General features: G+C 65.9%; 10 protein-coding genes and 1 pseudogene. 5 read left to right on the top strand and 6 right to left on the bottom strand.

Going from position 1 to position 11467, the window contains the following annotated elements; all coding sequences use genetic code 11:
- Window positions 1–99: 99 nt before the first annotated feature.
- Window positions 100–1213: pseudogene (locus MB901379_RS02715) on the top strand (glycoside hydrolase family 76 protein); the annotation flags it as partial.
- On the opposite strand, the gene MB901379_RS02720 reads toward MB901379_RS02715, so the two are convergent.
- A complete protein-coding gene (locus MB901379_RS02720) occupies window positions 1205–1879 on the bottom strand; it encodes a DedA family protein (protein WP_158018895.1) in 675 nt (224 codons plus the stop codon). The pseudogene MB901379_RS02715 and the gene MB901379_RS02720 overlap by 9 nt on opposite strands.
- A gap of 113 nt (window positions 1880–1992) precedes the next feature.
- Here MB901379_RS02720 and fbaA point away from each other — a divergent pair, with 113 nt between their 5' ends.
- Window positions 1993–3027 carry a class II fructose-bisphosphate aldolase gene (gene fbaA / locus MB901379_RS02725; RefSeq protein ID WP_158015252.1) on the top strand — a complete coding sequence of 345 codons (1035 nt, stop codon included), beginning with the start codon at window positions 1993–1995 and terminating at the stop codon, window positions 3025–3027.
- Window positions 3028–3126: 99 nt separating this feature from the next.
- Here fbaA and mgtE read toward each other — a convergent pair whose 3' ends face one another.
- Window positions 3127–4509, bottom strand: coding sequence for a magnesium transporter (mgtE, locus tag MB901379_RS02730; protein WP_408632352.1), 1383 nt, complete (start codon window positions 4507–4509; stop codon window positions 3127–3129).
- Between the two features lie 223 nt (window positions 4510–4732).
- Window positions 4733–5545: an Rv0361 family membrane protein gene (locus MB901379_RS02735; protein ID WP_158015254.1), complete on the bottom strand. Its 813-nt coding sequence runs from the start codon at window positions 5543–5545 to the stop codon at window positions 4733–4735.
- A gap of 134 nt (window positions 5546–5679) precedes the next feature.
- Between MB901379_RS02735 and MB901379_RS02740 the strand changes: the two genes are divergently transcribed.
- Window positions 5680–6093 carry a DUF3151 domain-containing protein gene (locus MB901379_RS02740; RefSeq protein WP_174236967.1) on the top strand — a complete coding sequence of 138 codons (414 nt, stop codon included), beginning with the start codon at window positions 5680–5682 and terminating at the stop codon, window positions 6091–6093.
- A 95-nt stretch (window positions 6094–6188) separates the two neighbouring features.
- Here MB901379_RS02740 and MB901379_RS02745 read toward each other — a convergent pair whose 3' ends face one another.
- Together MB901379_RS02745 and MB901379_RS02750 are read right to left on the bottom strand one after the other, a co-directional pair.
- Entirely contained in the window at window positions 6189–6968 is a 780-nt protein-coding gene (locus MB901379_RS02745) for a site-2 protease family protein (protein ID WP_174236968.1), read from the bottom strand.
- A gap of 21 nt (window positions 6969–6989) precedes the next feature.
- Window positions 6990–7667, bottom strand: a complete 678-nt coding sequence (locus MB901379_RS02750; RefSeq protein WP_158015256.1) for a peptidase M50 — start codon at window positions 7665–7667, stop codon at window positions 6990–6992.
- A 94-nt stretch (window positions 7668–7761) separates the two neighbouring features.
- Between MB901379_RS02750 and MB901379_RS02755 the strand changes: the two genes are divergently transcribed.
- Together MB901379_RS02755 and MB901379_RS02760 are read left to right on the top strand one after the other, a co-directional pair.
- Window positions 7762–9060, top strand: coding sequence for an adenylosuccinate synthase (locus tag MB901379_RS02755; protein WP_158015257.1), 1299 nt, complete (start codon window positions 7762–7764; stop codon window positions 9058–9060).
- Between the two features lie 14 nt (window positions 9061–9074).
- Window positions 9075–9716 carry a PaaI family thioesterase gene (locus MB901379_RS02760; RefSeq protein ID WP_158018897.1) on the top strand — a complete coding sequence of 214 codons (642 nt, stop codon included), beginning with the start codon at window positions 9075–9077 and terminating at the stop codon, window positions 9714–9716.
- Window positions 9717–9736: 20 nt separating this feature from the next.
- On the opposite strand, the gene MB901379_RS02765 is transcribed toward MB901379_RS02760, so the two are convergent.
- Entirely contained in the window at window positions 9737–11071 is a 1335-nt protein-coding gene (locus tag MB901379_RS02765) for a PPE family protein (protein ID WP_174237068.1), read from the bottom strand.
- Window positions 11072–11467: the final 396 nt, after the last annotated feature.

The raw sequence follows: 11467 nt of genomic DNA on the forward strand, positions 1-11467 counted from the left end.
CCAACCGACCAACCTGTCTTGACGAGGCCGCGTGACTCGCCGACCAGGGGCTCCGTACCGGCGGCGGGTGCCAGCCAGTCTGAGGCAGGATCGAAGGTTATGGACCAGGTATGGGCGAACCGGGCCGCAAGTTCGGAAGTCGCTGTCACGCAGCGGCACCTCAATCGGCTCTGGGCGCTGCCGGGAACCCAGCTGGGTGTGGTTGCCTGGCCGGCAGAGCGCAAAGACCGGCTGTTCGGCACCTGGCACTACTGGTGGCAGGCGCATCTGCTGGACTGTCTGGTCGACGCGGAGCTACGCGACCCGCTGCCCGACCGGCGCGTCAGGATCAACCGGCAGGTGCGCTCGCATCGACTGCGCAACAATTTCTCGTGGATCAACAGCTACTACGACGACATGGCCTGGCTGGCCCTGGCGCTGGAGCGGGCCGCCCGCATCGCCGGCGTCGAGCGGCGGCGAGCACTGCCAAAGCTCGCCGACCAGTTCGTCAAGGCATGGGTCCCCGAGGACGGCGGCGGCATTCCGTGGCGCAAGCAGGACCAGTTCTTCAACGCCCCCGCCAACGGCCCGGCGGGGATATTTCTGGCCCGCTATGACGACTGGCTTAAACGGGCCCAGCAGATGGGTGACTGGATCGAGGCCACGCTGATTGACCCGGAGACGCACCTGGTGTTCGACGGCATCAAGGCCGGGTCGCTGGTGCGCGCGCAGTACACCTACTGCCAGGGAGTGGTGCTGGGGTTGGAAACCGAACTGGCGGTGCGCACCGGCGACCAACGGCACCGGGCTCGGGTGCACCGGCTGGTGTCGGCGGTCGACGCGCACATGGCCCCGGGCCGGGTGCTCAAAGGCGCCGGCGGCGGCGACGGAGGCCTCTTCGGCGGAATTACCGCCCGCTACCTCGCGTTGGTGGCCACCGCGCTGCCGGGGGAATCCGTCGAAGATGTCGCGGCCCGCGATACCGCCCGCAACATTGTGCTGTCGTCGGCGAAATCGGCCTGGGACTACCGGCAGACAGTGGACGGGTTGCCAGTATTCGGGGCGTTCTGGGACCGCGACGCAGAGCTGCCCGCCGCTGGTGGTCAGCAGGCGCAGTTCGTCGAAGGGGCGGTGCGCAGCTCCGAGACTCCCGAGCGAGACTTATCGGTGCAGCTATCGGGCTGGATGCTGATGGAAGCCGCCCACTCCGCCGCGAGCGGCTAGCTCACTCGGCGAGCGGGGCCTCGTCCTTGGGCGCCTGTCGCCGGGACCGGTAGCCGCGCCACGCCGCGGTCATTGCCGGCACCAGCGAAACGAACAGGATCGCCAGGATGATCTTTTCGAGATTCTGGTGCACGAACGGCACATTGCCCAGAAAGTAGCCGGCCAGCGTGACGCCCGCGCCCCAGCTGATGCCACCGACGATGTCGAATCCGAGAAACACCGGGTAGCGCATGTAGGAAACGCCGGCGATCACCGGCACGAAGGTTCGTGCGAACGGTACGAAGCGGGCCAGGATGACCGTCCAGGGTCCGTACTTTTCGAAGAACGCGTGTGATTCGGTCACGTAGTGCTTCTTGAAGAACCGCGAATCTTCCTTCTTGAACAGCGCGGGGCCAATGCGACGCCCGATGAAATAGGCATTCTGGTCCCCCAATATGGCCACCAGCGCGACACACGGGGCGAGCACTCCAATGGTGACCGGCGGGTGCGCGCTCGCCGCCAGCAGCCCGCCGGTGAACAGCAACGACTCGCCGGGTAGCAGCGGAAACAGCAACCCGGTCTCGATAAAAACGATGATCAGGATCCCGGGCAGCACGGCGGACCCGAAGACGCCGTCGGCGCCCAACCAATACATCGGGTCGAGGATGTCCGGCAACGCCGTTACGGCGGTGTTCACGATGTCTTCACGGTGTCCCAACATACCGGCTCAGATAGGTTGGCCCACCGGTCTACACGCAAACCCCGATGTTGCAATACTGGGTACACCCAGCCTTTAGGAGGAGTTTCTTCATGCCCATCGCAACGCCCGAGGTCTACGCCGAGATGCTGGGACGTGCCAAAGAGAATTCGTACGCCTTCCCGGCCATCAACTGCACCTCTTCGGAGACCGTCAACGCCGCTCTCAAAGGCTTCGCCGACGCCGGCAGCGACGGCATCATCCAGTTCTCCACCGGCGGTGCGGAGTTCGGTTCCGGCCTCGGTATCAAGGACATGGTGACCGGCGCCGTCGCGCTGGCCGAATTCACTCACGTGGTTGCGGCCAAGTACCCGATCAACGTGGCGCTGCACACCGACCACTGCCCCAAGGACAAGCTCGACACCTACGTGCGGCCTCTACTGGCGATCTCTGCCGAACGGGTGTCGGCCGGAAAAGACCCGTTGTTCCAGTCGCACATGTGGGACGGGTCGGCGATCCCGATCGACGAGAACCTGGTCGTCGCCCAGGAGCTACTCAAGGCGGCCGTGGCCGCCAAGATCATCCTCGAGATCGAAATCGGCGTGGTCGGCGGCGAAGAGGACGGCGTCGAGGCCGAGATCAACGAGAAGCTCTACACCACACCCGAGGACTTCGAGAAGACAGTTGACGCGCTGGGCTCCGGTGAGCAGGGCACCTACCTACTGGCCGCGACCTTCGGCAATGTGCACGGCGTCTACAAGCCGGGCAACGTCAAACTGCGCCCCGACATCCTCGACCAGGGGCAAAAGGTGGCCGCGGCCAAGCTCGGGTTGCCCGACAGCGCTAAGCCGTTCGACTTCGTCTTCCACGGTGGTTCGGGCTCCCTGAAGTCGGAGATCGAGGAGGCACTTCGGTACGGCGTGGTGAAGATGAATGTCGACACCGACACCCAGTACGCGTTCAGCCGACCGATCGTCGGACACATGTTCACCAACTACGACGGCGTTCTCAAGGTGGACGGCGAGGTCGGGAACAAGAAGGTCTACGACCCGCGCAGCTACCTCAAGAAGGCCGAGGCCGGGATGACCGAACGGGTGATCGAGGCCTGCAACGACCTGCATTGCGCGGGGAAGACGGTGGCCGGCTGAACGTGAGCCGGCTGAGCTGCACCGGCCGGTCGGGCGGTGAGTGAACGCCTGAACCGGGCCGGGGCGCATTATTCCTCCGGTAGTCCCCGGGCGGCGACCTCACAACCCCTGAAGTTCGGTCAGGGTCATGTGGGCGATCATGAAGTAGATGATCAGCCCGGTGCCGTCGACGATGGTGGCGATCAGCGGCCCGGACACGATCGCGGGGTCGATCCGCAACTTTTTCAGGACCGGTGGAAGCACCGCGGCCACCAACGATGACCACACCACGATGGCCGCGACCGTCACCGCCACCGTCACCGTGACTTGGGGGCCCACCTTCAGGGTCCAGGCGCGGATCACCGCGGCCAGCGCCATGGTGAGGCCGACCAGGGCTCCGGTGGACAATTCCTTCATCAACACCGCGGGAACGTCGCGAAACCGGACCTGACCGGTGGCCATCGCGCGAACCAGCGTGGTCGCGATCTGCGTGCCGGTATTGCCGCCGGTACCGATCAGCAGCGGGATGAAGAACGCGAGCGCGATCACGGCCTCCATCTCTTCGGAGAATGCCCGCAAGACGCTGCCGGTGTAGGCTTCGGCGACGAAGAGGATGAGTAGCCACACGACTCGTTTGCGCCAGAGCAGCCAAGGCGACGCCCGCAGATAGGGCACCTCCAACGGGGCCGATCCGCCCTGGCGCTCGGCGTCTTCGGTCGCTTCCTCCTGGGTGATGTCGAGGGCTTCGTCCTCGGCGATGATGCCGAGCAGGCGTCGGTCGCCGTCGACAACGGGAACGGCCATCAAGTGGTGGCTCACGAGGGTCTGCGCCGCCAACTCCTTGTCTGTCAGCGGGGAGACGACGACCAGGTCCTCGGCCATCAGCTCACGCACCCGCTGTGTGGGATCGGCCAACACGAGCGCCCGGAAAGCGACCACACCCAGCAGGTGGGAGTCGGCGTCGATCACATACACGTAGGCGGTGGTCCGGGAATTGCTACGGAGCCCCGCGGCGTGCTCACGCACGGTGGCGACGGCATCCAACACCGTCATGTCCGGTCGCACGGACAGTGTTTCGGGCACCATATGCGCCGCAGCGGAGTCCTCGGGCCAGCTCAACAACCCACGCAAGACCTTTGCGCGTTCCAGCGGCAGCAAGGTCAGTAACGCTTCGCGCTTTGGGCTCTTGCACTCACGCAGGATGTTTGCGGCGTGATCGGAATCGAGGGCATCGAGCAGTGATGCCGCCACCGGCGGCTCCATCGCTTGCAGGGCCCGTGCGGCCAGGTTGTCGTCGACGGACTCGAACAGCTCGGTGCCGCTGTCGGCGTCGAGGAGCTGGCCGAGTTTGGCCAGTTCGGCCTTGGACAATGAGGCGAGTTCACGGGCCCGATCCGGCAGCTCGTCGACGATGTCAAGCCATAGATCGACGGCTTTTGGTGTTCCGATACCGACAACTTGCCTGATATCGATGGTCGACTGCTCGATGGTCGGATAGCGGATGCTCACGTGTTCTCACCTGCCTCTCCCGGAGTAGCGAATTCGGCCGAAATCCCCGCAGGAGCAGGCAATTCGCCAACACCTTGCCATATATCTCTATTCGGCGCATTTCGGCGTCAGCCGAACTTATTCGCTGGAAACCCAGCTACTCCGTCATCGTGACGTTCCGGTGGTGCGGGCCGAAACTTGTCCGGAACTGGCGGTGACTAATGGGCCAACTATCCGGCTAGTTGCTCGGGGACTGGCAGATTTTCCACTGATCGTCCCGGAATTGGAGGTCGAGGCTGCGGGTCGAGCGAACCTGCGGGTCGTAGGCCATGAACGTGGTGATGTTGGCTTCGGCGTGCTGGCCGTTGACCACGATTTGGTCGATGCTCGCGATCACCGGGTACTGCTTGGCGGCCGACACCCGGCCATAGGTTTCGGCCCAGGCGTGCTCGTCGTAGTCCACGTAGCCGTCCCGGGTGCTGCCACAGGTGATGCTGCGCAGCGCGGTCAGGTCGCCGGTCTGGATTGCGATGTCAAAGCTTTGAATGGTTTGCCGCACCCGATCCTCCTGCGACACCTGGGGGTGTTTGCTGCGAGTCAGCAATAGGGTGCCCAGGATGGCGATTGCGGCCAGCGCCAGCACGATCACCACGATTGCTAGCACCCAACCCCAGTTGCGCTGTTTCAGCGCGGCTGGTCGACCTCCGTCACGCGGCGGAATTGATTGTGGCATCGCGGTTTTCGGCGGCGTACCGGTCGACGGCGGCGGATTGCTGGGCGCCGGGTGAGTTTGGAACACCTCGGTGGCCGGCTCGGGAGCGGTGACGATGACCTGGGTTTCTTTTGCGTCGAAGCCTGGCGCGGTGAAGCGGCGTTCGCGCTGCGCGTCGGCGCTGGTCGGTTCGGGGTCGTCCGCCGGATCCGACTTGGAGATCACCACGGTCGCGGTTTCGGCGTCGTCGGGGATGAGAGGGCCCTCGGTGCCTTCTCCGCCGACCGGGTCGTCCCCGGTTTCGGTGCCGTCGCGGTCGGGCTCGGGTGCGTTGGGCATGAGTACTGCTGTCCTCCCGCTATCGAGTGGGTTGCTTGGAGCTTAGCGACCCAACCCGCGGATAGGGTTATTGCCGAGGTAGGGACCCAGGGGGGAGCGGCCCACTCGTGCGGTGGGTTGGCAGAATGGCCCCCATGACGTCGATGGGTGATCTGCTGGGACCCGATCCAATCCTGCTGCCTGGCGATAGCGCGGCCGAAGCGGAGCTACTGGCCGACGAAAGGCCGGAAATCGTGGCCGCCGCGCATCCGTCGGCGTCGGTGGCATGGGCGGCGCTTGCAGAGGAGGCGCTGGCCGACGACAAAGTCATCACCGCCTACGCCTACGCGCGCACCGGCTATCACCGAGGCCTGGATCATTTGCGGCGCAATGGCTGGAAGGGCTTTGGGCCCGTGCCGTATTCGCATGAACCCAACCGGGGTTTTCTGCGGTGTGTGGCGGCGCTGGCGCGGGCCGCTGACGCCATCGGCGAGACCGACGAATACGGCCGTTGTTTGGATCTGCTCGACGATTGCGATCCCGCGGCACGTACGGCCCTTGGGTTCTAGTGTCCAGTGACCGGGTGGTTGGCATGCTGCGACGCGGATCGCTAACCGTGTGCCGGCGCGGCGGCCAGACAGCTGCCGCACATGTGACAACGGCGTCAGATCCAGCGGCTCCAGAAGCGGGTCAGTGAATTGCCCACCATTGCCAGCAGGTGAGGCACCCCGGAGAAGTCGAACAGCCAGCCCACGATCCCGAACAGCCACTGGTTAAGCACCGGCGCCAACAGCAACAGCAGCAGGATGAAGATCCCGAATTGCTTCGCGGGTGCTAGCGCGCGCTGAGTCTGCGGGCTCAGGTGCGGCTCCACGGCGTCATAGCCGTCCAGGCCCGGGATCGGCAGCAGGTTCAGCACCACGGCCATGATTTGCAGAAAGCCCAGGAATGCCATCCCAGCCCACAGCACCCAGTGGTCCTGGTCGTAGAACAACCTGGTTGCGGTCAGCAGCAGCACCGCCAGCACCACATTGGCCGCCGGTCCGGCCAAGCTGACCAGACTGCGACGGTTTGGCGTCATGAACCAGGTCCGCACATACACCGCGGCACCTGGCAAACCGATCCCGCCCAGTGCGATAAAAACCATCGGTAACACCAGCGACAGCCCAGGATGGCTGTAGCGTCGCGGGTCCAGCGTGAGGTAGCCGCGCACCGCGATGTCGTGGTCACCGAATCGCCAGGCGGTGAACGCGTGCCCGAATTCGTGCAGGCACAGTGAGACCAACCAACCGGCGATCACGAAGATGAACACCCCGGCGTAGGCCAGTGGCCGCACGCTGGCCCCGGCCAGCCAGGCCAGTGCTCCTCCGACGGCGGTCAGGCCGACCAGGCCCAGAAAGATCGGGCTCGGTCGCACCGACTCGTGCAGGCCGATTTCTCTCACTTGTCGCTCACCGGTGGAAAACTACCGGACCAGCAGCCAGCCTTCGACGTTGCGGTAGAACGTGGATCGGCGCACCTTTCGTGGCGCCGCGACGCCATCGCGCACCACCCGGGCGCCGGTTGTGCCCAGTTGGGCTGCGCGTCCGGCGATCCAGCGGCCTCTTGGCGTGGTGGCTCCCAACGTGGCTCGCAGACCCGGCAGCCCCAACGTCGGTTCGATGGATACGCCGACGGCATCGCCATCGAACAGCGGGGTGTCATCGACCACCGCCTCGCCGTGGATGGCCCGCGCCTCCGGTGTCGGCAGCCAGCTTGCCCGGCCGACGACCACCGTCCCGGTCTCATCCCGGATGAGCGGCACCCGGTGGGCGGTTCCGCGGTGTGCGCGGCGCGCGGCCCGGCGACCCGCCGGCAGGCGGTAAACCCGGGTCGCGGCGGTGCGCCGGGGCGGGACGTAGGCCACTTCGACGTCGAGGCGGTCGGCGCGCAACAGCCGAGTCAACACCGCGGCCAGGTCGGAGTCACCGCCGACCACGACGAGCCGTGGGTGCAAACCCAGCACGGTGTCTACCGCGGTCGGTTCGTGGGCTCGGTGGGCGGCGAACCCGGCCAATGCGGCGGGCGCAGGTTGCTCGCCGAACAGCAAGACCGCCATGTTGGGCGTGCCCCCGGCCGACTTCAGCCCGATATTCATGCCCATTTTCGAAGCTCCTCCCGACCTGCTGGGTAGGGTAGGTCACCGGCTGGACCACAATATGCGGGCATAACCCGCGAGACCAGAGTGGGAGCGCGTCATGCCGGCAATCGTCCTCATCGGCGCCCAATGGGGCGACGAGGGCAAAGGAAAAGCCACGGATCTGCTCGGTGGGCGGGTGCAGTGGGTGGTGCGCTACCAGGGCGGCAACAATGCCGGGCACACCGTGGTCCTGCCCACCGGGGAGAACTTCGCACTGCACCTGATCCCATCCGGGGTGTTGACCTCGGGGGTCACCAACGTCATCGGCAATGGCGTGGTGATCGACCCCGGGGTGCTGCTCAGCGAACTGAAGGGCCTGGAGGATCGCGGTGTCGACACTTCCAAGCTGTTGATCTCTGCCGACGCGCATCTGCTGATGCCCTACCACGTGGCCATCGACAAGGTCACCGAGCGCTATATGGGCAGCAAGAAGATCGGTACCACCGGACGCGGTATCGGGCCGTGTTACCAGGACAAGATTGCTCGCATGGGCATCCGGGTCGCCGATGTGCTGGACCCTGACGAGCTGGCGCACAAGGTCGAGGCGGCGCTCGAGTTCAAGAACCAGGTGCTGGTCAAGATCTACAACCGCAAGGCCCTCGACCCGGCCCAGGTGGTCGACTCGTTGTTGGCACAGGCCGACGGTTTCCGGCATCGCATCGCCGACACGCGGCTGTTGCTGAACAACGCGCTGGATGCCGGTGAAACGGTGTTGCTGGAAGGCTCTCAGGGCACGTTGCTCGACGTCGACCACGGCACCTATCCGTACGTGACGTCATCGAACCCGACAGCGGGCGGGGCGGCCGTCGGTTCCGGCATCGGCCCCACCCGAATTCACACCGTGCTGGGGATCCTCAAGGCCTACACCACCCGGGTCGGTTCGGGTCCGTTCCCTACCGAGCTCTTCGACGAGCACGGCGAATACCTGTCGAAGACGGGGGGCGAATTCGGTGTGACGACCGGGCGGCGCCGTCGCTGCGGCTGGTTCGATGCGGTCATCGCGCGCTACGCCTCCCGGGTCAACGGCATCACCGACTACTTCCTGACCAAACTCGATGTGCTGTCCAGCTTGGAAACGGTGCCGGTCTGCGTCGGATACCAGATCGACGGCAAGCGCACCGCCGAGATGCCGATGACCCAGAGCGATTTGTGCCGTGCCACACCGGTGTATGAGGAACTGCCGGGCTGGTGGGAAGATATCTCCGCGGCACGCGAGTTCGACGATCTGCCCGCCAAAGCCCGCGACTACGTGTTGCGGCTCGAAGAGCTTGCCGGAGCGCCGGTTTCCTGCATCGGTGTGGGTCCCGGGCGAGACCAGACCATCGTGCGCCGGGACATCCTGCAGGAGCGCAGGTGACCCACTATTCGTCGATCGGGTCGGATGGCAATCCTGACGAGGTCGATCCCGAGTACGAACACCACGGCGGATTTCCGGAATATGGACCGGCCAACCCGGGGCCGGGATTTGGCCGTTTCGTGGCAACCATGCGTCGGTTGCAGGATCTGGCGGTGTCGGCCGATCCCGGCGACATCGTGTGGGACGAGGCGGCCGAGCGGGCCGCGGAGCTGGTGGAACTGCTGGTCCCGTTCGCGGCCGAGGAGGGTAAGGCGCCGGCCGGGCGAAGCCCGGGCCTACCCGGCATGGGCAGCCTGTTGCTGCCGCCGTGGACGGTGACCCGGTACGCACCCGACGGGGTGGAGATGACGGGTTCTTTCAGCAGGTTTCATGTCGGGGGCAACTCGGCGGTGCACGGCGGCGTGCTGCCGCTGCTGTTTGACCATATGTTCGGCATGATCTCGCATGCGGCCGCACGGCCGATCAGTCGAACGGCGTTCCTGCATGTCGACTACCGCAAGATCACCCCGATCGACACACCGTTGGTGGTGCGCGGCCGAGTCGCCCGCACGGAGGGCCGCAAGGCGTTCGTGTCCGCGGAATTGGTCGACGGCGAAGGGATGCTGCTCGCTGAGGCCAACGGCCTGATGGTGCGGCTACTGCCGGGCCAGCCGTGATCGGTGGACGCCAGCCGGCGCTAGGACCGTTCTTGGGTCGGGTCCGGTGGTACCACGATGATAGTCGCCCCCGGGATCGCCGCCAGGGTCGCCGCGAGGTTGGCAACGACGCCGGGAGGTAGGCCGGACGGCAAGCCGGGTATGTTCACCCCCGCGGCCGCCGCGGGGACCGCGGGGGTGTTGGCCGCGGGCCTGGCCGCCGCGGCGGCCCCGCCGCTGTTGGCGGACGGCGCGGCGCCGGCCGGGGTGGGTGAGGAGCCGCCCCGCGCCGCCAGGCCGGCCAAGCTGGAACCGGCCAAGCCCGCCGCCATAACCCCCGTATACGTGCCGTCCGAGCCGGCCGTTAGGTACATCGGTGTGGCGCCGGGGAACATCGAGGCGACTTGGCGCACCGCCGGAGGAAGATTCCAGCTCTGCGGTACCGAGAGTCCCCCGACGTTGGCCGAGTAGCCCGAAAGCGCGGCAATAGGCGGTGGAGCCGGTCGGGTGAGGCGCTGTCCGCCTTCGAACAGGTCTGGACTGCCGGGGGTGGTCTTGAGGCCCGCGGCCGGATTCTCTTCGTAGTCTCCGGGGCAGGCAGGAGCGTTTTCTTCTTCGTCGACGAGGTCGTGGCGATAAACCTCGCCCAGCTGCACCCCTGACACGCCCAACGCGCCGGCCGAAACGGCGACGGCCGCCAGCACCAGAACGTCGAGATCGTCCAACGGGTTGGTGATGGAATCGAACGGCGGAGGTAAGAAGGACCCCAGGGTCGGTAGCACGCTCGTTTCCGCCGGTGCCGCGGCGGCCGCGGCCGCCGGCACCACCGCCTCGCTTCCCAGCTGAACCCCGGTGGTGGTGGCCGGGGGCGGGCTGAACGGCGTCAATTCCGCTGCGGCCGCCGAGGTGCCGGCGTAGCCGTCCATGGCGACGATGTCCTGGGCCCACATTTCGCCGTAATCGGCTTCGCTGGTGGCAATCGCCGGTGTGTTCTGGCCGAAAATATTGCTCCGTACCAGCGAGATCATGGTGCTACGGTTGGCGGCGATCTCCGCCGGCGGCACCGTCGCCGCATGCGCCGACTCGTAGGCGTTGGCCGCGGCGATGGCCTGAGCCGCGGCCTGTTCGGCTTGGGCCGCGGTAGCCCTCATCCACGTCACGTAGGGAGCGGCCGCCGCCGCCATCGACAGCGCCGAGGCGCCTCGCCATTCATCCCCGGCGAGCCCGGAGATCACCGCGGTGTAGGAGGTCGCCGTCGCGTTGAGCTCGTTGGCCAGACGCGACCAGGCGTTGGCCGCTTGCACCAGTGGTGCCGAGCCCGGACCGGCATACATCCTGGCGGAATTGATTTCTGGCGGTAGCGCCCCGAAATCCATCTCCATCGTCACCACCGCGCCTCTCCTGGGTCGGCCGCGGTGCTGCTGGCGGTTTTGGGCGCCACATATCGGGTGGCGGCCAGGCCCGATATCTGGGGCCGTGTCGTCACGATTGACATGGACTACTCCTTGACGGAACTATCGGGTCCGCGAAGGACCTCCCCTGCCACCGGACTGGGATGCGTCGTGCGGATCAACCGCGGCGCCCGCCAGCAATCTCGGATGCCTCGGGTCTTCGCTAGTCGCGCACTTGCCCCCACCTCCTAAGGCCAAGTTACACAGTGACCTGTGAGCAGATTTACACAAAAATCCTGGGATTGCGCGCGGAAGCGCCTTTCTCTTATAGAGCCCTCTGTTATTGCGGGTACATGTTGGTATGGGTGCTACCAAAGTTCG

The organism is Mycobacterium basiliense, from assembly GCF_900292015.1.
In the GTDB taxonomy this organism is placed as follows: domain Bacteria; phylum Actinomycetota; class Actinomycetes; order Mycobacteriales; family Mycobacteriaceae; genus Mycobacterium; species Mycobacterium basiliense.

What these genes read in the sequence shown, in the direction of transcription:
- MB901379_RS02750 (WP_158015256.1), bottom strand. Translation starts at nt 7,667, where the DNA reads ATGGGCATGAATATCGGGCTGAAGTCGGCCGGGGGCACGCCCAACATG.
- fbaA (WP_158015252.1), top strand. Translation starts at nt 1,993, where the DNA reads ATGCCCATCGCAACGCCCGAGGTCTACGCCGAGATGCTGGGACGTGCC.
- MB901379_RS02740 (WP_174236967.1), top strand. Translation starts at nt 5,680, where the DNA reads ATGACGTCGATGGGTGATCTGCTGGGACCCGATCCAATCCTGCTGCCT.
- MB901379_RS02765 (WP_174237068.1), bottom strand. Translation starts at nt 11,071, where the DNA reads ATGGATTTCGGGGCGCTACCGCCAGAAATCAATTCCGCCAGGATGTAT.
- MB901379_RS02735 (WP_158015254.1), bottom strand. Translation starts at nt 5,545, where the DNA reads ATGCCCAACGCACCCGAGCCCGACCGCGACGGCACCGAAACCGGGGAC.
- MB901379_RS02755 (WP_158015257.1), top strand. Translation starts at nt 7,762, where the DNA reads ATGCCGGCAATCGTCCTCATCGGCGCCCAATGGGGCGACGAGGGCAAA.